Origin of the sequence: Desulfosarcina variabilis str. Montpellier (assembly GCF_048565275.1) — a bacterium.
GTDB lineage: Bacteria > Desulfobacterota > Desulfobacteria > Desulfobacterales > Desulfosarcinaceae > Desulfosarcina > Desulfosarcina variabilis.
In genome coordinates this window covers 8,593,593-8,617,215 of sequence record NZ_CP159846.1, presented here as the reverse complement: position 1 = coordinate 8,617,215, position 23,623 = coordinate 8,593,593, and the positions used below count along the sequence as shown (strand labels likewise).

Genomic DNA, 23,623 nt, shown 5'->3' with positions numbered 1-23,623 from the left:
CGAATATAATTTTGATTCTTTATATGTAAGCGTTCAGGGGGTATTCTGGATGTTTACCCTCCAGTCGTAACCATCAGAAAACAAAAGAAAAAACAAGCCATCAGCAACTGTCTGAAATAATTGAAAAAATCGCTAGATTTTTTATTTTACCTATGATAAAGTGCTTTTCATGGCACTCAAAAGACCCTTCTCAGAGCTCGATTGGCTACAGACACCAGAGATGGTGCGGCATTACATTATGTACCTGGAACGTACGCTGGACGATATGCAGAAGCAGGTCGAATCCCACGAAAAGCGCATTGAAAAGCTTGAAGTGAGTACCCAAAAAAATTCTCATAATTCCAGCAAACCGCCATCTTCAGACCCGCCTTTTGCTAAAAAGCAACGCAAACAGAAAAAGAGCAATCGTTCCAAGGGCGGACAAAAAGGTCACAAGGCGCATCAGCAGCAAATACTGGATCCGACTGATTCCAAATGGTTAATGCCGAAACGTTGCTCATGCGGAAATACACACTTTGATCCAAAGCAAATGCAGCCGTTTTACGTCCACCAACGTATTGAACTGCCTAAGATCGAGATGGAAGTCAGCCACTTTATTCTCCAGCAATGCGACTGTCCCAACTGCGGCAAAACCGTCAAAGCCCAGCTTCCACCGGAACAGGCCACCGGCTATGGCCCGCGTTTTACCGCCCTGGTCGGAGAACTGAGCGGCATCAAGGCGATGAGCAGAAACGACGTCAAGCAGTTTTGCGAATCCGTACTGCAAATCCCTATTTCTACAGGAACTATCCAAAAACTCGTCGACCGTAACGCCGAAGCGCTGCTGCCGGTGTATGATGAGATCGGGCGGATCGCCCGCAGCTTCTGGTGCAACTATATCGACGAGACCTCATGGTTCAGGGAAAACGATTTGCACTGGCTGTGGGCCATGGTCAATGAGCGGGTCGCCTTTTATCGCATCGATCCTCATCGATCCAAAGAAGCCTTCGATCACCTGATCCAGGACTGGCAAGGAATCCTTGTCAGCGATGGATATGGTCTGTATCGTAAATGGGTCAACCGCCAAACGTGTCTGGCCCATCTGATTCGCAAAGCCGACGCACTCGCGGAAAGGAAAAAGGCCGATTTGCGACGCTTTGGAGAAATCATCGCTGGCTGGTTGAGGCAACTGGTCCATTTTGCCAAAGAGCCTCCCGCCCCAAAGAAGTGGTCGGATTTTTATACCTTCTTTCTGTTTACCGTCACCCTTTGGGAATCTGATGAGACCGATGCCGGTAGACTCGCACGCCAAATCATCCGGGAAATTGATAACCTCTGGGTTTTCATGGATCACGAAGGCGTTGAGCCCACCAACAATCGTGCCGAAAGAGCGTTGCGCTTTGGTGTGCTGTGGAGAAAACGCAGCCTTGGCACACAAAGCGAAAAAGGAAACCGCTGGGTGGAACGTGTTTTATCTCTAAGAGAAACTTGCCGTATCAAAGCAAAGGCAACTTTTCCTGTTCTTGTGGATTGCGTCAAAGCCTATTTCCAAAAATCGATTCCTGATCTTGCGTGGATTTGATCCTTGCCGTGCCTATCCCGTGAACGCTTACCTTTATATAATCTTCAAATAAGTCTACTATAATATTGGCTACCAGTTGAATTTCGTTTGTCTTGAGTCGCAAAATATTCGCTCTATGGGTCTGACCAACAACTAATGGAGTTTCACGACCATGAGCAACAGCATTTCTCTTTTGGGTTATTTCATCAACTGTGTATCTTATTCTTGGATCAATAACTATTGGGGCAATTCCAAAAGCTGACAACAGTTCTTGAATCGTTTTGAACCAAATATTCTGTAGGTTTTTTGAGAATATTGTATTATGGAGTTCGTAGCAGTCATCAGAATCTATACACCTAAAGACAGCAATCGATTTATTTATATAATCTTTGTATCCGCAACTTTTAAAAGCCTGCATTTTCGGATTCAGTGAAATGACATTCAAAACCGATTCGAAATGTTTGTTGCGAATATTATTACTTTTTATCGAGAGTATTGTGTGCTCAACGACATCGTTCACAGTTCTCTCTAACACAGAATAAAGATGAACATAATACAGCCCTCTCTGTATTTTGACAAAGGGGGGCGTTACCTCCGTCGGATTCTTTGGTTCGAAAGACTCAATCTGTGCTAAATTGATAAGAACCTCAGAAAACATTTCACGCACTTTAGCTCTTATCGTACTATATGGCATTGATTATTGTGTCCTTTACAAAACGAATTCGTTGCATCAGCATTTTTTTGCTATTAGTCGCCCCTGTTGTGTATTTCTTTAGTTGTTTATTATTTAATAGGGGAGTTAACTGTTCCAAATCAATTATTTTCCCTGAATCTATGGCGAATGCTGTTCCGACTGCTATAGCTTCGTATAGTACAATTGGAGTAATGTTTTTTCTTAATCCACGGACAATTCCATCTGGTAGGCTGGAACTGAGAAGGTTGAAAGTATCGAAAAATAACTTTTTTAATTCTTTTCTATTTTTAAATGATTTTGTCTTTTTTTCCATGTAGTCATTTAGAAATCCCTTAACACTATGTACAAAATTTTCAGAATCTTCATAGTATGCAAAAAACCTCAATACGAGCTCTTCATAGCTACCCGTTCGTTTAGCTTTTTCTGTCATTTTTACAACTGATTTAAAATTTTCATTTTCAGACAGTTCCTTCAATAAATCATTGAACTCTCCCTGAAAGACACAGTTTCTTATTTCCTGCTCATGCAGTGTTACACCCCCTGTATTTAATCTTTCAAAGAGATCATATCTGACGCCAAAATCACTACGATCATTTAGAACAGTTATCCTGAGAGATCTTGTTTGAAACATTAACTGCATAGATTTAGGTAGTTGTTCAAATACTAAACCATTCATCGAATCAAGTTTCTCTAATCCTGATAGTTTTAACTTCTTTATAATTGTACCTTTGTCAGTGCCAATGAAATTTAATATGGTCGTCAATCGTTGAACACCGTCAATAACTTCCCATGTTGCATCCTTGTTTGTGGCCATAAACAAGCTTGGCACTGGAATTCCTAAAAACAAAGACTCAATTAGAGCAGACTGACGTTTTGGATCCCAAACAAAATGACGCTGATATTCCGGAGCAATATCGATCATGCCTTCAAGAATCATGTCATACAACTGTCTAATAGTTATATCGTAACTATCAAAGGCTACAGACCTTCTATTGGAGTCTATTTGTTCTTGTATTGCGACGAAATCCATATGAATCCTTTTTGCTCTGATTGATCGTGTCTATTCTAAATAAGATTGTTTGTTTCCGGGGTTGTTTCCGGGGTCGCACCAAACCAAACAACTGACATTAAATGATAAAGGAAGAGAAAATGGCCATCGATAGCGTCTTAGCCGTTTACTTTCGGGGGTAAAAAACCTATTTTAGGTCAATATGAACGATGGAACTCGTTTATAGACATCCTTTGGTTCTTAAATCATAACCTTAAAATGACGTTTTTGCAGTCCAAATATGCCGCCTAAGCTACAATAATGGGTGAGAAAAATATTCTTTTGACTTAACTGCAAAGGGTTGATTTGGTGCGACCCCCGGTGCCTCCTTATCCTGTTAATCCGTTTCTTCAAATCTTTTCAGATTCCCGAAAAAATCTCCGTCATAGTCCTTTGCTAAGACGCAAAAAGTGTAACGCTATCTTTCCCGTTACTTGAGGCTTCACACAAGGAATAATCATAAAATTTTAGTACCTTAATGCGCCCGAACCATTTTTTAGGCGTGGTAAAATAATGTCACGTTTCCATCGTATTTCATTATTTTAAATCACTTTATGCCGTTGCGCCGTTAGTGGTTATTAGAAAAACGATGCATCGTTACGTAATCGGCTACGCGAACGCGTTTAACAAAAGGTAAGATGTCGGTTTGATAGGTTTTGGGGGAAGGCTAATATGCCGCAGAGTGAAGGAAGAGATTATTTTTTGGAGCCTACATGGGATGAAGATTGGCGAGAAAGTCGACCACCAGATTTAAATCGACGAAGCTATGGCCCAGTTCTTTGGCTTTGTCGCGGCAATCCGTGCAAATCTCCTTGAACTTTCTCATATCTCCCCTGGTGGCAACGTAAATCTGTTCGATGGCTTCAGATTCAAAATCTTTATATTCCAGAATGAAATCCTCGACAACGATGGGATAGAGAATCAAGGTTTTCAATCGGCTGAGGATATCCGGATGCTGGCTGGTTAAATAGGTTCTCACCTTTGGCAGTCCGGCCAGAACGATGGGTACATGCGCGTCCATGATTCGCTTCAGGTAAGGCCAAACCCTTTTGCCGATGTCATTGGCCTCGTCGATGACGATGTAATAGTCGGTCAGGCTTCTGATCAGTTTCAAATGGTGGTGGGTGCGTTGGTAAGTAGCCACCGCTTCGTAGTTCAGCCCTTGAAGGATGGAAGCCAAAATTTCATGCACATTGCAAAGCGACTCGACCCATACGCCTTGAAGCTTTTTGGGTTTGAGCAGTTCAAGAAAACGGGTTTTCCCGACGCCATATTCGCCCTCGATCAATACGCTCTGTCCCCGGTAGATCCGGTTGTATACCGCGGACAGATAGGATACTCGGCGCTTGTCATTTATAAAACTTTGTTTTCGCTGCATGGGGCATACTCAACCAAAGGGTTGTTTGACAATTGTCTTTCGCAATCCAAAATGAACGCATTGAAAAGCGCCTTGCCGGTGATGGCGTCAGGCTGGCGTAGTTTGATCGCGTAAGCGATATATCGTTTTCGATTCTGTCGGTAGATGGCTTTGGCGGCATCGAGGGTCAAGCCCCGAAGGTGGATGTCAATCAATCGTGGCCTATCCACCGCCATCTTTTTCTCCTGCAGATAAGCGCTGATCAATTCGACCGCGTTGGGTTCGGCAACTGCCTGGTTGACCGGCTTTTCGTAGGGTTCCCGTCGCAGCGCTTCACCCAGCAAGATACCGTTTTCTTTATGCTCGAAGATGAACAGCTTGTCGCCAAGATCGGAGATATACACCTTGGTACTCTTGTGGCGGCTGAAGTGTTGTGCACCAACGGCCACATGGTAGGTCTGATTATTGAAGGTGATGATGCCTTTCGCTCCCACGGTGGCCTTGATCTTGTCATAGCCGTATTTGGCGAAATGGCGTACGTCATCCGCACCGAACGTTAACCGTTCGCACTGGGCAAGGCCGGCGTCAAATTTTTCCTTCGGCACCCAGGCCGATGTTTTACCGTTCACAGAATAATAGTGCTTTTGCTCATTGTGCTGCCGGCGATAGGATTCGAGCAGGTCGCTTTGGCGCAGCGTTTCAAGATCGATGTCAAGATAGGTGACGGTGATTTTTTCCTTCTTGCCGTTTCTGTAGATATAGCCCGGTTCCGTCTTGGCGATGCGATCTTCAAAATGCTTGATGATCCGCATTTCAAAATGATGAATGCTGCGATGGGATGACTCCAGATGTGCTTTGTCCTTGGGCGCATGGATGCGTGAGAAGTCCGGTTGCAGATAAAACCCGCCTGGCAATGAAAACTTGATGTTCAGTTCGTTGATGGGGCGTTTCAGGTTGACAAAACCCTTTGCATTGTCCGGTCTCAGCCGTATCTTTTTTTGCGGGAAAGGGGTGCTCACCAAAAATTTCTCGAACAGGTCCACCGCGTTTAGACTGCTTTCGCTAAAATAGGCTTCAAGCACGAGCATGAAGCGTGATCCGGTGTCAAAAAACTCGATCACCTGGGGCTTGGCCCAGGCGCCCTTGCCCCAGCGAATCTTTAAATAGCGAAATTTGCACCCGTCCATCTGAATCAAGTCGAAAACCGGTTCGTCCTGAAAGCAGACGCCGGGATCCGCCTCTTCCTCGAAGTCCGGTTTTTCCAGATAGACCTTGAGGTGGGCTTGCCTGGCAAAACGCCTTAAAGCGCCAAGTGAAATTTTGCGGTTGAACTCTTGTTCGAGCCAGGCGTGGTAATTTTTGATGGTTCGTCCATGGCGGGTGATAAATACAAAACGATCGTCCAATGGATCGCTGGAGGCCTTGACCATCTCGATGAAGCGTTTTTGGATTTTTTCGGTTAAGACCCGGCGGCGGCCGCTGCACTTTCTGCCTTCCATGATGCCTTGGCTGGCAAGCAGCAGTGGTTTGGGAATGACGCCGGTCTTACGGTACTGATCCATGTAATATTTTTTGGCCCTGCGTTTGGCGCTGCCGGTCTTGTCCATGATCTTTTTGTGCAGCAAGATCAGAAAACGTTCGTCCATGGGCAGCCGTTCAAAGTCTTTGTCTTTCATGATGTATGATTTTCTCTTTCATCACTTTCAGCCAGAATAAAGCAGTTTGTCTGGAGGTCGTTTGCCAATCGTCGTTTTGCGCCGACCGAATCTGTTCCAGCATGGCCATTACAGCCGCTTTATAGTCAGCGCTGATGATATCGACCATGGGCGCATTCGCTTTTTTGACGGGCTTGTTTTTTGAGGCTTGGTAGGCCAACTTTCGAATATTTTTGGCCGTAAGCGCCATGCCGGATGCGATAAATGCACGCCAAATATTGCGTTGATCCTCTTTTGTAAAACGCGCTAAGACCCTGGCTTGGTATTCATTTTCCGGAAGGATGCCGTCGCCAATTGGGGACAAATTGTCGATGACATTTGCGGCCTTAATCAGGCGATATGCCTGGGATCGGGCCATATCCCATCGTTGTTTGACATAGGCTTCAAACGACTCGAACAGCAAATCGCGAAATAATCGATCGTCACGAATCTGCTTTAATGCCTTACCGGTTTGGTAAAAATGGTGTTGATTGGCAGCGATGATATCTTCCAATTGGATGAGTCGATTATCAGCCATCTGTTTACCCGATGCTCATCCGTTTCCCGATATCGCCCAGCAGTTGATTCAATTTTAGCCGCTGGTCTGTAGGTGTATCCGGTGTGTCAGGCAAAAGGGTATGCAAATATTTAACGCTGTCAACGAATCCAAGACCTTTCACGGTCATGACCAAATCAATCGGGTTGAAGTTTTTCTCGCAAAGAAAGCACCTGGCAAGATTGGTCTTGGGGTTGGTCGCGGTTTGAAATTCATTGCACAGCGGGCATAGGAACCGGAAAATACCTTCGATCACTTTAGATGGAATATGAAGCTGTTCTTTGATCAGCCAGTCAACCGGGATTCGATTGCGCAGTTGAAACAGCTCTCCCCCTGTAAACCGTCGTTTCATGATAATGCCTCCTTATCTGCGTGAAAAATTCTGTGAAAAAGATCTTACCCATAGCCACGGCGAGGAAAATGGCTGACAATTTCACCTGTTCGACCGCAAAAATGGCAGCGGCATCGAGAACCTATGCGAAAATGTACTGGATTTTCTTCCCGTGACAGGACCGTACCCCATTGCCAAGGGCCTGTAGTAGTATGATCATCCATATTTTTTGAAGGTGGATTGATTTTCCGATGCCGCCGGCGGTTTTCGGCCAAACAGTGGGTCTTTTTGCCTTTTGGGGTTTGACGGTAGCGTCGCTGCGCTTTTCGGCGGGACTGGAGACGACCGGCGATGCGGCATGCATCGCAACAATAAGCATGCCCACGAAAGCAGCGCCGGCACATACAAAAAACGTTTTTGCACCAACGACAGGATATTTGGATCAACTTTAACATCCGGCCTTGAACGTCGCCGGAGTTTAAAGTAATTTACATATTGAACATCCGGCCTTGATACGGAGTTCACCTTGAAAGCCCGGAAGGGATAGTTCCGGGCTTTCTCTTCATTTTCCTGGACCATACGAATGCCCCATTACGGTTTACAATAGAACTGCAGAAAAGACGATTGCCAACGGGAGCTTTTACAGCGGGGTAGGCGGGGTACGTTTATTCATTTTTGGGGCGGGGTATCGCTGCGGGATAGTAGAACCAACCGTTACACTTTTGCCGCATAGGCGAGGTAGGCCGTTACACTATTTTTGTCTTAGCAGTCCTTAGAACTGTTACTGTTATGTTCCATGATTCGATGATATCCTGCTTTGCCTTCCTTTCGTGTACTTGTACCAGCGTCGTAGCACCTTTCAATATTCCACCAACCGTTCCATTTCCAGCCGTTGTGATTATGACCAAAAAGAAGAATATCCACATTTCTTCCGCCAAGGGCTTTTTTCAATCTGTCAGCATCATGGAGTTGCATGTTGGCCTTTGGATCGAATGGATGATGATGCAAATATATCACGCGCGCGGATGCATTTTTCACTTCCTCTGACTCAAGCATGTTCTTTAATCGTATCATTTGTGGGTTCCCTATCTTACCTTGGGCTCCTAAATAATAGTCTCGAGAAATAGCCGATTCCATTGAGTTAAGACCGATGAATGCCACACCATTAGGTAAACGGGGTCGCACCAAGCTATCATGCTGAAATTCAATGGTTTAGATCCCAAGACCAGGTGTTATTCGCATCAATATCGCACTTTTCGGCCTCAAAACGGGCATTATAGGGATCGATGGTTTCTTTTAACTCGAAGCCATCCTTTGATGGTCGAACACGTCTTCCAACTGACATTGCACCAAGCTTTCTTTTTACCTCAGCAACAAAGGTTTCACCACCAACCGTGGGCTTCCGGGGTCGCACCAAACTAAGTAATTGACATTAAAATATAAAAGTAGAAAAAATGGTCCCTGAAAGCGCCTTAGCCGGTCACATTTGGGTGTAAAAAACCTATTTTAAGCCAATATTAACGATGGAACCCGCTTATAGACACCCTTTGGATCTTAAGTCATAGCCTTAAAATGATGTTTTTGCAGCCCAAACTTGCCACTTAACCTACAATAATGATTGGGAAAAATATCCTTTTTGGCTTAATTGCAAAGGGTTGATTTGGTGCGACCCTTGGTACCTTGGTAATTCATTTCCCGTTCCGTCAAAAGTTCAGGGAAAAGAAAAAATCTTCGCAACAGATCAAACAAACATCAGGTGCAATTGCAATTTATTACGAAATTCAAGAATAAAAAAAGAAGCACGGCAAGAACTCCAACAAGTAAAAGACAAAATGAGCAAATTTTCAATAAAAAAAGAAAATCCCAAAATATGAAACGTGGATTGAATAGATTTATTCAATAATTGGGGTTTTTTGGGGACGGTCATGAAATTATGCGTTTCTTAAACGAGAGATGACAAAACGCATAAAATCATCCCCATCTTCCCCGATAATTCGAGTCCTTAAAAATACGCTACGTTAAATCAATAATGATAGCGGGTTTGTACAAAATCTATCCGCTCTTGTACGACAACATAAACAAGTCGATGTTCCTGGGTGATCCTTCGAGACCAAACGCCTGGACCAAGAAATTTAAGCGGTTCGGGTTTACCGATACCTTGAAAAGGGTCTCTCATAATCGCTTCAATTAGCATGAAAATTCGAAGTGCTGTCTTACGATCCGATTCAACCCAGTAACGTAAATCCTCCCTAAATTCTGGCTGGAATACAGATTCCCGCTTTTTAATGGACTTTTTCGTAGGCTTACTCAAGCCCAACCTCGGTTCGAAGCTCATCAATCGTTTGTGGGCTGCCTGATTTGCCCTGGACTCTTTCTAATGTCGAAAGAAGGCGTTTTGCATTGTTGGGCGATCGAAGCAAGTGTGCCGTTTCGAGTATACTAGTCAATTCGTCAGCTGATATCATCGCAACATCCTCACTTCCACGCCGCTGAATGATAACTACCTCCCGATTTTTAGTCACTTGGTCCAGCAATGATGCAAGGTTTGCTCGAGCCTGAGTGTAAGTGGTTTGTATTGTCATATATATGCCTCCTGATTAATTGTACAGATATACAGTACATATTCTGAGGTCAAGTGTCAATAAAGGCACTGTTTTTCCCGGTCCGCTTGAGCGGTGGGTTGAGGGCAGGGCGATCGATCCATAAATAATCCTTGATTTAGGACACTTTCAATATCAGTCTATGGAAAAGGATGGTCGCAGGCATGGCCAGCTACACAAGAAACCGTGATCATATAATCGGGCCGCTATTCCAATGAAAAACCAATGAAAGAAAACACCCATGAAAAAAGAAACCCTTTGCATCCATTCCGGCACCTACCATGACGGCGTGACCCGCGGCGTGAACACGCCCATTTTCACCTCATCCGCGTATGAATATCTGGACCGGGAGGAGACCGTATACCCGCGCTATTTCAATACGCCCAACCAGACAGCGGTGGTTGAAAAGCTCTGCGCGCTGGAAGGCGGAGAAAATGGCGTCTTGTTCAGTTCGGGCATGGCGGCCATCACCACCACGGTGCTGGCGTTTGCCGGGGCCGGCGATCATGTGGTGATGCTCGATGCGCTGTATGGCGGCACGCATGCCTTTGTCACTGACACCTTCGACCGGCTGGGCATCGGGTATACATTTACAGCCACAAAGGCCGAATCGGTGATGCAGGCCGTAACACCGACTACCAAAGTCATTGTCATCGAGTCGCCCACCAATCCCTTGCTGGATGTCATCGACATTCGTGAAGTCAGCCGGTTTGCAAGAGAGCAGGGGATTCTGACCATTATTGACAATACCTTCGCGTCACCGGTCAACCAGACGCCCATCGCCCTGGGGATTGACGTGGTCGTCCATAGCGGCACCAAGTATCTGGGCGGTCACAGTGACCTGTGTTGCGGCGTTGCGATCACATCCCACACCCATGCCGCGCGCATCCTGACCATGGCCCGGCATCTGGGCGGCAGCCTGAACGCCATGACCTGTTATCTTTTGGAGCGCAGTTTGAAAACGCTGGCCTTGCGGGTGGAACGGCAGACCGAGAACGCGGGGCACATTGCCCGTTTTCTATCTGAGAATAGCGCCGTGCGCCGCGTCAATTATCCTGGATTGCCTGATTTCAGGGATCATGACATCGCCAAATCCCAAATGAGCGGTTTCGGCGCCATGCTTTCCTTTGAATTGGATGAGAACCACAGGCCGGCTGCGGATTTTTTACGCCGCCTTTCGCTGATCCGGCCGGCCGTAAGCCTGGGCGGCGTGGAAACGCTTATCTGCGCACCGTGCGAAACGTCCCATGCAAAGATGTCGGCCCAGGAGCGCCGTCGAATCGGCGTCAGTGACGCGCTGCTGCGCCTTTCCGTGGGCATCGAACATCCGGACGATCTGGTTGCCGATATAACCCGGGCAATCGGTTAAATGCCGGGAAAAGACTGGATGCCGGATCAGAAAATCATTATCAGTTGCAAGCGTTGGGCGCCTTGATTTACAAGGCATTATCCCGCCAATCCGCGGATGAAGGGTGCCGCTGCGATGTTTTTTGTTGACTATGAGATTTAGAGACCGATGCGCTCAAACTCAGAATAGGCATGACGCAATCATGCTTTCACGCGTTGACGTTCCATCAGACCCAGTGAAAACTCTTTATCTCCATTGTTGTTAATCGCCGCCCAGAAACTTTTATCCATATGATCGATCTTGCTCATAAATTTCAATACTTTCTGGATGCCGGATCAAGTCCGGCATGACGGTCCGGTGACTTTTTACGAGTTCATCAACATTGAATGATGAGATCGCTTTGCTCCGCCGTTTGACAAAGGAAAAAGCGTTGCTTCATTTGTTGTCGCGTTTAAGGGCTGATACCAGCGATAGAATTTCATATTCGATGTTCGATGTTGGAAGTTCAGTGTTCGAAGTTCATTGATCGGGTTCTCAGCCCCCTTTGAGGGGCTTCATCAACCCACCATCAATAAGGTAAAAACCACACAGCGTTCCCACACAGGACATGAGCAAGGCACAACCCCATTGACATCCGGCCCAAATCGATCCTAATTCCCATCACCCATCACCCATCACCCATCACCCATCACCCGTCGATCTACCCCTTGATCTCCGGAAATCCCGTCGCCTTGGCAAAGGCCAGCGGAAACGTGGTTTCCGAGGCCAGCTCCAAAAAGCGGATATAGCGGCACAGACTGCGGGCTTCTGCTCTGAGCTCCTTGTTCAACAGGGCCATGACCACGCCCACGCCAGCCAGGTTGTCCTTGGGGATCACCTGGCTCTGGCCCACGACCGGGGGCAGCATGCCGATGGCCAGGGCGTTTTTCCAGTTGAAACGCGCGCCAAAGGCGCCGGTCAGGATGGTGCGATCGATGGTTTCGATTCCGGCCTTGCGCATGAGAAATTCAATGCCGGTGGCCAGTGCGCCCTTGGCCAGTTGGATCTGGCGGATATCCTTCAAGCTGACGGACACCGCACTGCCGGTGGCACTGTGCTCACTGTCGGCGATGGTGTAAGATTGCCCGATCCCTTTATCGTCCATTGTTACGCCGTCGGCCTTTTCGTCCAACCGTCCGTTGGGCAGGATGATTCCCATTTGACGCATGGAAGCGATGGCATCGATGATCCCGGAGCCGCAGATGCCCATGGGGCGGTTGTGCCCCTGGTTGCCCAGCACTTCATAGGCAACGTGATGATTGGCAGGGTCCGGCCACATGCGATGAATGGCGCCGGTTACCGCACGCATGCCGCAGGAAATCTGAGCTCCCTCGAGGGCGGGACCGGTGGCGCAACTGGTGACCCACAATCCTTTCCTGTTACCCAGGACCAGTTCGCCATTGGTGCCGATATCAACGATCAATGTGGTGTCATCGCGCTCGTGGGGCCGGTCCGCCAGAATCGCGGCCATGGTGTCGCCGCCTACAAAACCGGAAATCACCGGCATGAGAAAAACCGGTACGGCCGGATCAACGGCCAGGCCCAGGCTGCCGGCATCAAGCAGGGGTGGGATAAGGGTCAAGGGAAAATAGGGAAACATGCCCAGTGTGCGCGGATGCAGGTTGGCAAAGATCTGCTGCATGGTGGTGTTGCCGCAAAGCGCCACTTCATCGATGTCTTCGACCGAGGCGCCGACCGTTTCCAGACAGCGCTCAATGAGCAGATTGATTCCCTCGACAGCCAGATGCTGAAGCTGAGACAGGTGCTCATCTTTCTCGTTGACATGGCCGATGCGACTGATCACATCCTCGCCATAGCGCCGCTGAGGGTTGACGCAGGAGTCGGCCGCCAGCAGTTTCCCGCTTTTCAGATCACATAAATAACCGGCCACCGACGTGGTTCCCAGATCCACGGCAAACCCGAGGCTTCGCGAATGTTCTCCCTCGAGAATACGGCGGATACCGGTTTCTTCGTGGACCACCAGGGTAAAATTTTTCAGACTGTCCGCATACCGGCTCAGGTGACGCAGGCAGGCAAGATCGGCCTTGGCTGCCCCCGGGACGCCGGCTTGGTCGGCAAGCCAGTCCAGTAAGCTTTCCGGGGTGTTATCCTGGTTGAGCGATGGTGAACGATCTTTTACGATTCGTCGCTGGATCATGGAATCCACCGCATACGTACCGGTGATGCCGGTTTTGCCCCGGGTCTCGGCACTTTCCGCCAGGGATTCGGGGATCGTGACCGTCCCCGAGCCGATGGCGCGCGCCCGGCAGGCCAACCGTGCGCCATCCGCCAGCTGGGCCGGCGTCAGCACATCCAACTCGCTGTCCGTCAACGGGGAGAAACTCTCTTTGGGGGATACCAGTACCCGACATTTGCCGCACACGCCAGCTCCCCCGCAATCGGCGCGGATGGTGATGCCATGATCGCCCGCCAGCTCCTGCAGGGTTTTGCTTTCATCCACGCTGACGCGCAGGCCGGCCGGTTCGAACTTGAGCTGGTGATCGGTGAAAAACGCTTCGATGGCGCGGCGATCGATCTTGCCCGTGGCTGCCATGGGAATCTCGTCGGCGATGCGCAGACGACGGGGAATCTCGTGGGGTTCAAGCACATTGCCCAGTGCTTTGCGCACATCAACGGCGGGAAGGTGGCCTACGGCCACGGCCACGATTTCGCTGTCCCGGCCCGTTTCGACGGATCTGGACAGAACCAGGGCGTCTTCGACGCCATCCACGCCTAGCAGGGCCTGACGGATTTTTTCCAGGTCCACGCGATTGCCGGCCACCTTGACGATATTGTCGACGCGGCCGACGACCATAAACCCCTCGCTGCCGTGGGGCTTGACCCGGTCGGACATGGTGAACCAGCCGCTTTCGCGGATGGGCAGCTCCCGGGATAGAAAGTCAGAGCGGATATCCAGGCTGTCGCCGGCCACGCGCCACTGGATGCAGTCATAAGGGGTCAGGCCTTCTTCTCCTTGGGCCCGGCAACGGGTGGCGATACCGCCGGTTTCCGTGGAACCGTAAATTTCGAACAGATCCACACCGGTGGCAGTGGAAAAGGCCGTGCCGTCTGCCTCGGGAAGCGGTCCGGCTGAGGAAAAGGCAAGGCGCAGGGCCCCTTGTTGGGGTGGTTTTTCCTTGAGGGCCCGGTAGTGAATGGGCACACTGATGAAGATCGTGGGCGAGGTGCCGGCCATCTGCTGTTTGATCTCTTCGGGAAAAGAGGGCGTCGGGCCCACCACCCGGGCCGATGCGACCAGGGGCGTGAGAAGCGAATAGAGCATGCCGTAAATGTGCGTGGCTGGAACCGTGGCCAGAATACGATCGTTTTGGGTCACCTCGAAGCGGTTGACCAGATAGCCGACTTCACCCAGAAGATTGGTCGCGGTTTTGGACCACATGCGCGGTGCACCGGTGGAACCACCGGTAAACAAAAACACCCACGGCCGTACCGGATCCGGCTCATCATCTGATGCCAGCGTTTCCACTTCGTCGGTAAGCTTATCAAGATCGATGGCGGTTACGCCGGATGGCAACAGGTCGGCTGAGGAGGCGATGGCCAGGCTGAAATCCGTTGCCTGGTGCATTTCCAAAAGGGCGGCGGATGACAGTGCATGGGGGATCAACAGGGGCGGACCACCAGCCAGAGACGCCAGCATGGCGGCGGCCATGATCCCGCGATCGTCGGTGCACAGACAAACGGGAGCCTCCTTTTCCGGTTGATTGTCAAAGAAATATTTGATTTTCCGGGCCAACCGGTAGAGTTCACCGTAATTCAACCCCGGCATGGTGAATGCCTGGCCCGGTCTGTCCGGTCCCGCCAATAAACGAGTGATCATCCCTGCAACAATGTGCTTTGTTTTTGTTGAATCTGCCATCTAATCAAGCCTTCTTTTCGGTTCTCCTGAACCTTCGCATGCCAGCAGAATGATCCAGGTCGGTTGCAAAATTAATAAAAAAAAATGTGTTAGTACAGCCCGGCGCCGGGGTCAAGGCATTCAATGGTTTTCTTGACAGAAAAGGATATTTCAAATAATTATATCTATTTGTTTCCCATTCTCTCGCGGCTTAACATTCGATTTGGAAATTCTTGGCGCAGATCCGGTTACCCAACTGAAAATGGCATGATAACAAAGGCCTGCAGATTATTGGATGCAAGCAACCGGTAATAGTTACAGGCGGCAATAGCCGGTCTTGCCCGCCGGATTTCAAAAAGGATTTTAAGCAAAAGGGAAAAATTATGTTAAGCCCTGCCCATCGGTTATGCGATTTCGAGTTCGACAAAACGGCCATTGCCAAGGCGGCTGCTGAAAACCGCCTGTTGACCATGGAGATCGAATTCAGCCTGCGCTGCAATTTCCGCTGTCCCTATTGTTATGTTCCCGCGGAGCGTTACTTTGAAGATGAACTGTCCGTTGCCGAAAGTAAGGATGTTCTGATTCAGGCAAAGGCGTTGGGGGCGCGGCGTATTATCATCCTGGGCGGGGAACCCAGCATTTATCCCCATATTCGTGAGATGATCGATTTTATTCTGGGTCAAGGCATGGATGTGGAGATGTTCACCAATGGCAGCGGCATCACCGCTGATTTTGCCGCGTGGCTGTTTGAGCGGCGGGTGAGGGTGGTGTTGAAGATGAACACCTTTGATGAAGCGTTGCAGGACCGCCTGTCCGGCAGGTCCGGGGCTGGCCGCATCATTGCAGCGGCCCTTGAACGGCTCAAACAGGCCGGCTATCCGTCCGAGACAGCCTTCATGGCGGTGAGCACCATCATTTGCCGCCAGAATCTTGCGGAACTCCCGCGCCTGTGGTGCTGGCTGCGCGACCAGGGCATCGCGCCCTATTTCGAGATCATCACTCCGCAGGCCAACGCACGTGACAACCAATGGCTTTTTGTAGAGCCGCCAAGGCTTAAAATTTTGTTTGAGGAGCTGGCGCGCATCGATCGTGAGCGCTACGATCGAACCTGGGATATTCAGCCGCCGCTGGTGGGCAATCGCTGCCTGCGGCACCAGTTTTCCTGTCTGGTGACGTCTAAAGGCGATGTGACCCCTTGTGTGGGCGTCAACCTGTCTATCGGTAACGTTCGCCGGCAGTCCTTGAAGACGATCGTTGAAAATAGTACCGTCCTCAGGGACCTGAAGAATTATCGTCACACCATCAAAGGTCCCTGCAACAGCTGCGACATGGCCGATGGCTGTTATGGTTGTCGCGGCGCCGCCTATCAGCTTACCGGTGATTATTTGGCTTCAGATCCCTTGTGCTGGCGCCATGAACAAGATATGAATTAAACTTGTGCTAAACGCGTGCCCAACTGTTTTCCGGACGACATTGAAATAAGCGAACCGCTCCATGCCCGATACCACGTTTCCAAGCGCTAAAACCAGATCGGCCGCCATGCTGGGACTTCTTGGCTGCCTGGCCGTGTTTGCCTCCGCCTTTTGCTTCTACTTCTCCACGGTGGTGATCCGCTGGTCCCGGGAAGTGGTTGCCATCGATTCGGCGTTTTTTGCCTTTTTTCGTTTTCTTATCGGATTTTTTGTTGTCTGTACGGTCATGGTGGTTAAACGCCAGGGGCCGCTGGCCAAGCGCTATGATCTGCTCATCGGCCGCACCGTGGGAAACTGCATCGCTGTTTTCTGTTTCTATCAGGCGGTCCGGTACACCTCCCTGGCCGAAGCCAATATCCTGAATATGACATATCCCATTTTTATCGCCATCCTGTCCTGGATTGTGCTGCCCGATCAGCGGGACCCGGTGGCACTGATCATGGTGGGGGCGGCCCTTTGCGGGGTGTGGCTGATCCTGCAGCCCGGGCGTATGGGCCTGAGCCTTTACAGCTTCTGGGGAATCGGCTCCGGTGTCAGTGCGGCCATGGCCATTTTTTACCTGAATCTGAGCCGGCAGTACCACGATGCCAATACGGTGCTGTTTTACATGTTTGGTCTGGGCACAATACTGATGTACGCTTTTTTCCGCACCAGCATATTCTGGCCCAACCCAACAGAATTCTACTACCTGGCCCTTTGCGGCGGGGCAGGGATTGTGGGCCAGTTTCTTATCACCCTGGGATTTCGCTATGTCACCGCCGTGGAAGGCAGCGTAGTTTCTTCCTCAAGGATCCTTCTGGCGGCCTTGCTGGGGCCTGTTCTGGCGTCTGATCCGCGGCTGGGCCCGACCGGCTGGGTGGGGGCGCTGTTGATTTTTGGGGCTAATGTAGTACTGGCCATTCGTAAAGGACGGTAGCGTTCGTGTCCATCCAGAAGTGGCCAAGCCAATATTAGCTTTGGCCGATATCGACTTTATCGGGTCTGATTTGGAGTTTTCAGGGCAGGCGCGTATTGTTCATCACCGGCCGCCCGATGAGCCTTTCAAGGGGCACCACAGTCAACCCTTTATGCCGCAACCCTTTCAGAACAGCCTCTACTTCCCGAAGCCATGGATCCACATGCGCGGGATCACCACCTGGGGTATCGTGCAGCAGGATAATGTCATCCGGCCGAGCTTTTTCAAGAATCCGATGGGCCATGCCATTGACGCGACGGTTACCCCAATCCCGTGCCCGGCAACTGAAATTGACCAGGGTCAGGTCCCGTCTGGCCAGCAGCTTGCCCATCACCGGGGTAATGATACCAACCGGTGGTCGAAATACCCGGGGCACCACGCCCAAACGCGAAAGAGCGTTTTGGGTGTCATCGATTTCCCGGGCCAGGCGTGAGGGCTGCCAGAAAATCCGGAAACAGTCGTGATTGAAGGTGTGATTGCCCACGCTGTGGCCGTTGGCGATAATCATGCTAATCAAATGCGGATACCGGCTTGCCCGCTGGCCGGTGACAAAAAACGTGGCCGGTGTGTCATAGCGGGCCAGCAGTTTCAGCAAGTGCGGCGTGGTCAGCGAATCCGGCCCGTCGTCAAAGGTCAGCGAAACCACTGGGTTCCCTGTATTTCCCCTGCTTGTCACGGGAAAGAAAAAACCGGTGCCGGGAAAAAAAGGCGCCATGGCGCAAAGGATTACGAACAGGGTCAGCGGTACCGTGGCCAGACGAAGGTCCACGGCGCCCAGCAGGACAGCCACGGCAAAGGCGATTAACCCGATACGTTCGGCCGGGGAAAGGACGCGCGTAATGAATATCTTTCTGTTCTTGTGAACAGTCATTTTTCCAAACCAGAGGTTAGCGATTTAGGCTGAAGGTTGAAGGATTTTAGGGTTAACGGAATTCTATCGTTTTCTGGCCAACCAACTCAACCAACCCAACCAACCCAACAAACCAACTAACTAACCAATTCAACCAGCAAACCCAATAAACCTATTTTGGGCATTGGCACTTAATAACACTCAGGATTGCTGAAATTTTCTACAAAGACAGCCAGATCAGCACCATCGATGTAAGCGTTTCCGTCAAAATCGCCCATGCAATACGGTTCCGTCTCACACGCCGTACCAAAAACGTCGGTAAGCAGTGCCAGATCGGCCTGGTTTACCAGACCATCCTGGTCCAGGTCGCCCTGGCACCCGCCCGAAAGCTCCGCCTGGATGTCGATGTAGTTGATCATGGTGTATTCGTCCCAAATACCGATATCAAGGGTTAACTTGTTGTCGGTGACCGTGACCGTATCTGTGCGAACGGTATAATAATCGGATGCTTCGTCATCGATAAAGGTGACCCCTTCGATCACCAGGCGGTTATGGGCGCGGACCCTTCTGGGAGTGCCCACCGATGCTTCCACAGTGTAGGTGCCGTTAGGCAGGTCGAACTCGAAAATACTCGGATGGTGGGCATAATCATCATACACACAGGTGATTTTACGTTCATCCTGTTCATCGCCCCACGGGTCCCGTCCAGCCAAAAAATGGTCCGTGTCGTCGAGCCAACCGAAACCGGCAGTCTGATCATACTCGTCGGTACCCACCTGCAGGTAATCATGCCCCGCATAGGTCAGGTAGCGGTATGCATAACCGTTAGCATAGGTTTCCTCGGTATAGGTTGTCGCTGGAATGCCATCGGGGTCCTGGAAATTGATATAGTAATTGCCCGGGGTGCCGTCTGCCCGCGGATGTTCCAGCGGTGGCGTTATGTCAGGAATGCTGGCAATTTCCCCGCCAAGATACAGTCCGATCAAGCGCCGCAGGTTGTACATGAACCCACTGTCCCGGGTATAACTGGCTACGCCTTTGATGATCTTGTCCACCTGGGCATCAGGCGCATTGGCAACATCCACCTGAGGCTGGGTCTGGCCGTTCATGACATAGAAATACTCATAATCCTCCAGGCTGTCGCGCATCAGCTCGAAGCGGATGGAGGGAACAAAGCGGTGGTTGTTGGATCCGTAGGCAATGGGCGTGTTTGATGGTGATGGTGGATAGAGCATGAACAGATCCCCGTTATGGTTGGAATTCAGGGGATCGGTCCAGGGATTCTGGCTCCAGTTGTTCAATGAGTAATAGGCGATGCCGCCCAGCCGGTATTTCCAGAGGAACCAGCCGGTCAATTTGCTCTCGATACCGGGATGGTCCAGAGTGATCGGGTTGAAATAGGGGGGACGGGTGCCATGCAGGAAATAGATCCAGGTGTCTTCGCCATGGTTTTTTTTGCGATCATGGGAGATGGCAGGATCATAATTATTCAAAACCGGCAACCAGATATCCACCTGGCCGTCCTGAACATAATCGGGGTGATCGAAGATTTCGGGTTTGGGTTCCTCGGAGACCATCAGCTTGAAAGCGGGGGCGGCGTTTTTCATGTGCCTGGAATACCAGGCCACCGCATCGTAATCGGCCTGATCCTGGGGCTCATTGGCAAAATAATAATAGGCCTTGTCCAGGTATCCCATTGAATCCAGATAGTCCTGGACCGTTGTCATATACTGAAACCAGCTTTGGTTGTATGGTGTACTGGGATTATCCCCGGCGACCCAATCGGCTGCGCTTCTAGTTTGTCCGCAGAAGGTCGACGGTCGTTGATCGGCAGACGCATCGTTGTTCCTGAATGTGGCGGCCATAAAGGATGGAAATCCGGTGCCGGCGTTGAAGCGTTGGGAAAATTTTCCCTGCATCAGGCCGGTTCCGTCTATGTACCTTTCAGCCGGCGCCTCGAATCCCCAAATACCGTCATTGTCCGTCAGCGTCCCCGAACAATCATAGTCAATGTAGGGTCCTGCGCCGCTGGATGTCAGCCCGCCAGACCAGAGCACACTTTTGGGCGTCAAGCGATGGTCGATGAAGTACTGTTTAATCTTATCCACAACCATCCAGTATGCATTGCCGCAACAATCGACGCTGTACTGATCGAGAAAACGCTGATGGGAGAAATTCATCTGTGATTTCACATGCAGCGCTTCCGGGATGGAGAAATTAAACACGTGCAAGGTAACCGGAATATCGACCCCGCCAATGGTTACTGTGGCGCTGTAATCACCTGCAGTGGTAGTTTCAGACACATGCACATCGAACCAGAAAGCCGTATTCTCACCCGATACCACGTCTACCGAATCCCCTGCTTCTATCGGCCACAAGGGGTCCGGGTAATCGCCGGTTTTGCCGAGGCTATCGGTGGCCTGGGTGATATTGACATACTTGACCTGGTAGATCTCAACGTCGATCCCTGAGCCGAAATCATCCGCACTTACCGTGACACTGCCTGAAGATGCGGGCCTGACAACGATTTGGAAAGGCTCGAATTCATTTTTGGCCGCATACACCAGTACACTCGACCCGGTATCGGCCGGCACGGCATCGTTTTTAAAAACCCGCTGCGCCGGCAGGGTTGTCCAAAATGTGTAACTTCCAGTGGATTGGGTGAGTTGATAAATGTAATCTTCCTCATCTTGGGCCCACCCCCTGGCGGTGAGCAGAAAAAATGGCAGGCAAAGGATAAGCCCGCAAAAAAGCCAACCGATTTTGTGAATTTTCATATTTTCTCACCTTCAAGCATTTGTTCTCTCCTTTCCGCTCCGCTTACAATTATCTGTGTGTCCGTCTGATCCGTGCCTTTTTGAACTCATGAAGTGAAGATGATCTAAAAACAAGACCCTGTTTTTGAGCAATCGAGTATGCCCGCCAGGTACTTGTGTGTCAATATATATGGATACAGCATGTTGTGCAGTATTAAAAAATCCAAATCCAAGCGTGCGCATCAGATGCTTTGATCAAATCGACCCCTTTTTACCCAAGGCGGTGTAACCAGTCTTTGAAAAACCTACCATTTTAGGAAATTCCCAATATATCGGGGATCGAACTGTGCGAAATTGAGACGCTTCTTTTGCGTTGCTAATGAACGATTTTCCATAAAACCAGCATATTGTCTTATAGATTGGTTTTTCTTTAATTTGGCACATTATTTGTTATGCCTATTTGCGATGTCTGAACCAAGGGAACCGCTTTTTTCATCTGGCAAAGGAAGCGTCAATCACTTAACCCCATAATGCTGAATGAGGATAAATAGAGGAGGATTGATGAACTGGGGAATTTTAACTGCGGTATTGGCCTATGAAATTATCGTTATCGTTGGGCTTGGTCTGTATTTTGCCAAAAAGCAAAAAAAAGAGGCGGACGGGGGCTTTTTATTGTCCAACCGGGATTTGCCGGTTGCGGTGGTCGCTGTAACCCTGGCCTTGACCGTGCTGGGAACCCCGCACATTTTCGGGTTGTTTGAAATGTCCTGGCACATCGGTGCCACCAGTATCTGGTTCGGGCTGGCCCATGTAGTGCTTTTGGTCGTTGCCTGCACCACCACCGGTTTGTGGGCCCGGCGGCTCAACATTACCTCCATGCCTGAGATGATCGCCAAGATTTTTGGCGAGACCCCCAGACTGCTGGTCGCCTGTGTCATGGCCGGCCTGATATGGGGCATCCTGACGCTGGAGAGCCAGGGCATCGGGATTGTTTTTGCCACGGTCACGGGGATTTCGATTCAAAAAGGCGCGATTATCGGCGGCGTGCTGGGAATTTTATATGTCTGCCTGGCGGGCATGAAGGAAATCGGGTGGGTCAATCTGATCAACTGCTTCATCATGTATGTCGGGCTGATCATCGCTATGATTTTTATGACCCTCCAATTGCCCGGGGGCGGGTGGGCCGGCGTGGCCGAATTCTACACCCATCAGGACCAGGCATACATGCTCTCGCTGATCGGAACGCCGGAGCTGCTTTTTACGTTTGCGCTCGGTACGGTGCTGTCGGTGGTCTTTTGCCAGTCCATTAGCCAGCAACTCATGCAGCCGGCCATGGCGGCCAAAAGCGAAGGTACGATCAAGAAGGCGCTCTGGATCGCCGCCCCGGTGAACGGTCTTTTCGGCATTTTTATCGTTTGCCTGGGACTGGCCGCCAAGGCCAACCCGGAATTCAACCCGCTGGGTCCCAAAATGGCGGGAACCACAATGCTTCTCAAAAGTCTGCCTCCCTGGCTGGTGGCCTGGCTGTTTGCTTCACTGCTGGCAGCGGTACTTTCCAGCTTTGCCATGGCGGTGATGGCGCCGGCAACCATATTTACCATCGATATCTACAAGAATCTTTTCAATCCCGCAGCCACCGAGAATGACGAAAAAAGAGTCACCCGCATCGCCATATGGATTCTGGGGGTTCTCGCTGTGGCCGTTGCCGGTTATCTGCCTCCCATTGTATCGGCCATCAATTGGCTCTTTGCCTGGATGGCCCCGGTTTTCTGGCTGATCATTTTTGGACTGTTCTGGAAACGATCCAACACGGCCGCCGTATGGACCATGGTTGTTTCCTGGATACTCAACGGGCTGTGGTCTTTTACATCCCTTCCAGGAATCGTGGGACTGGAGGGCATTCCGAACGTGTATGTCACACTGGCCTCGGGCATCGCTTTGGGCGTGGTGCTCACTGCGATAACAAAGGGAAAACCCGGGCTGTTAAGGATCAAGGGGGAGGGCCGCGGGATGGCAACGGTCACCGTAACCAGTTAGTGCCCATGCCTTCAGAGTAAACACTTAGCAAAGGAGGTCTAATATGCTTTTCTGGAAGTTATTTTTGCAGTCCGCCGCATTTATCTTCATCATTGTTGCCCTGGGACAGTGGTTGTCGATGATTAATAACCAGAGCAGGCTAAAGAGAAGTGAGAGGTGAAAAATGATTGTTGCTGAAGCTTGGATGGCTATGATTATGGGGGTAATGCTTGTCTATGGTGCAATTATGCTGGTTGGTCTTCTCAAGAAGGCCAAACGCTGAGCAAGGCACGGCCTGTGGCCAGGATCAATCGATTTTTTTCAAACAGGCGCTAAAGTCGGGCGGGATTGCGGTTGGACAAACAGATACACCGCGCCCGCCGATTTTGGCTCAAGTATAATCCCCCACTGGATGCAACAGTGGGGTAACTGGTGGTAAACATGCCGGTGTTTGACAAAATGGTGCCAACTTTATATTTCTCAAGGTTTCAAATGATATCCGTGTCTGATG

18 protein-coding genes are annotated in these 23,623 nt (G+C 50.1%); 5 read left to right on the top strand and 13 right to left on the bottom strand.

Annotated elements, in window-relative coordinates:
• Window positions 1-169 precede the first annotated feature (169 nt).
• Complete coding sequence (tnpC, locus tag Dvar_RS38860; protein ID WP_419655468.1) at window positions 170-1,561, top strand: IS66 family transposase; 1,392 nt, start codon at window positions 170-172, stop codon at window positions 1,559-1,561.
• Here the strand turns inward: tnpC and Dvar_RS38855 are convergent.
• From Dvar_RS38855 to Dvar_RS38810, 10 genes are all read right to left on the bottom strand, one after another.
• Window positions 1,515-2,234 carry an MAE_28990/MAE_18760 family HEPN-like nuclease gene (locus tag Dvar_RS38855; protein WP_419658833.1) on the bottom strand — a complete coding sequence of 240 codons (720 nt, stop codon included), beginning with the start codon at window positions 2,232-2,234 and terminating at the stop codon, window positions 1,515-1,517. The genes tnpC and Dvar_RS38855 overlap by 47 nt on opposite strands.
• Window positions 2,224-3,264: a DUF262 domain-containing protein gene (locus tag Dvar_RS38850; RefSeq protein WP_419658832.1), complete on the bottom strand. Its 1,041-nt coding sequence runs from the start codon at window positions 3,262-3,264 to the stop codon at window positions 2,224-2,226. The genes Dvar_RS38855 and Dvar_RS38850 overlap by 11 nt, the downstream gene beginning before the upstream one ends.
• Before the next feature lie 727 nt (window positions 3,265-3,991).
• Window positions 3,992-4,660 carry an AAA family ATPase gene (locus Dvar_RS38845; protein ID WP_419657314.1) on the bottom strand — a complete coding sequence of 223 codons (669 nt, stop codon included), beginning with the start codon at window positions 4,658-4,660 and terminating at the stop codon, window positions 3,992-3,994.
• Window positions 4,636-6,315 carry an integrase gene (locus tag Dvar_RS38840; RefSeq protein ID WP_419657313.1) on the bottom strand — a complete coding sequence of 560 codons (1,680 nt, stop codon included), beginning with the start codon at window positions 6,313-6,315 and terminating at the stop codon, window positions 4,636-4,638. Before Dvar_RS38840 ends, Dvar_RS38845 begins: the two co-directional genes overlap by 25 nt.
• A complete protein-coding gene (locus Dvar_RS38835) occupies window positions 6,296-6,871 on the bottom strand; it encodes a DNA methylase (protein WP_419657312.1) in 576 nt (191 codons plus the stop codon). Before Dvar_RS38835 ends, Dvar_RS38840 begins: the two co-directional genes overlap by 20 nt.
• A 4-nt stretch (window positions 6,872-6,875) precedes the next feature.
• A complete protein-coding gene (locus Dvar_RS38830; RefSeq protein WP_419658810.1) occupies window positions 6,876-7,241 on the bottom strand; it encodes a hypothetical protein in 366 nt (121 codons plus the stop codon).
• A 121-nt stretch (window positions 7,242-7,362) separates the two neighbouring features.
• On the bottom strand, window positions 7,363-7,599 hold the full coding sequence (locus Dvar_RS38825; protein WP_419657311.1) for a hypothetical protein: 237 nt from the start codon (window positions 7,597-7,599) through the stop codon (window positions 7,363-7,365).
• A 383-nt stretch (window positions 7,600-7,982) separates the two neighbouring features.
• Window positions 7,983-8,357, bottom strand: coding sequence for a metallophosphoesterase family protein (locus Dvar_RS38820; RefSeq protein WP_419658831.1), 375 nt, complete (start codon window positions 8,355-8,357; stop codon window positions 7,983-7,985).
• An 886-nt stretch (window positions 8,358-9,243) separates the two neighbouring features.
• On the bottom strand, window positions 9,244-9,555 hold the full coding sequence (locus Dvar_RS38815) for a Txe/YoeB family addiction module toxin (RefSeq protein ID WP_419658830.1): 312 nt from the start codon (window positions 9,553-9,555) through the stop codon (window positions 9,244-9,246).
• Window positions 9,524-9,802, bottom strand: coding sequence for a type II toxin-antitoxin system Phd/YefM family antitoxin (locus Dvar_RS38810; protein WP_419658829.1), 279 nt, complete (start codon window positions 9,800-9,802; stop codon window positions 9,524-9,526). Before Dvar_RS38810 ends, Dvar_RS38815 begins: the two co-directional genes overlap by 32 nt.
• Window positions 9,803-10,061: 259 nt before the next feature.
• Between Dvar_RS38810 and Dvar_RS38805 the strand changes: the two genes are divergently transcribed.
• The gene (locus tag Dvar_RS38805; protein ID WP_419658828.1) at window positions 10,062-11,189 is read left to right on the top strand and encodes a trans-sulfuration enzyme family protein; all 1,128 of its coding nucleotides are present in this window, start codon (window positions 10,062-10,064) and stop codon (window positions 11,187-11,189) included.
• Between the two features lie 679 nt (window positions 11,190-11,868).
• On the opposite strand, the gene Dvar_RS38800 is transcribed toward Dvar_RS38805, so the two are convergent.
• Window positions 11,869-15,084: an ASKHA domain-containing protein gene (locus Dvar_RS38800; protein ID WP_419658827.1), complete on the bottom strand. Its 3,216-nt coding sequence runs from the start codon at window positions 15,082-15,084 to the stop codon at window positions 11,869-11,871.
• Window positions 15,085-15,446: 362 nt separating this feature from the next.
• On the opposite strand from Dvar_RS38800, the gene Dvar_RS38795 reads away from it, so the two are divergent.
• On the top strand, window positions 15,447-16,496 hold the full coding sequence (locus tag Dvar_RS38795) for a radical SAM/SPASM domain-containing protein (protein WP_419658826.1): 1,050 nt from the start codon (window positions 15,447-15,449) through the stop codon (window positions 16,494-16,496).
• Between the two features lie 61 nt (window positions 16,497-16,557).
• A complete protein-coding gene (locus tag Dvar_RS38790) occupies window positions 16,558-17,451 on the top strand; it encodes a DMT family transporter (protein ID WP_419658825.1) in 894 nt (297 codons plus the stop codon).
• A 79-nt stretch (window positions 17,452-17,530) separates the two neighbouring features.
• Here Dvar_RS38790 and Dvar_RS38785 read toward each other — a convergent pair whose 3' ends face one another.
• Both Dvar_RS38785 and Dvar_RS38780 read right to left on the bottom strand, forming a co-directional pair.
• On the bottom strand, window positions 17,531-18,361 hold the full coding sequence (locus Dvar_RS38785) for a polysaccharide deacetylase family protein (RefSeq protein WP_419658824.1): 831 nt from the start codon (window positions 18,359-18,361) through the stop codon (window positions 17,531-17,533).
• A 170-nt stretch (window positions 18,362-18,531) separates the two neighbouring features.
• Window positions 18,532-21,117, bottom strand: a complete 2,586-nt coding sequence (locus Dvar_RS38780) for a glycoside hydrolase domain-containing protein (protein WP_419658823.1) — start codon at window positions 21,115-21,117, stop codon at window positions 18,532-18,534.
• A 540-nt stretch (window positions 21,118-21,657) separates the two neighbouring features.
• Between Dvar_RS38780 and Dvar_RS38775 the strand changes: the two genes are divergently transcribed.
• Complete coding sequence (locus tag Dvar_RS38775; protein WP_419658822.1) at window positions 21,658-23,133, top strand: sodium:solute symporter family protein; 1,476 nt, start codon at window positions 21,658-21,660, stop codon at window positions 23,131-23,133.
• Window positions 23,134-23,623: the final 490 nt, after the last annotated feature.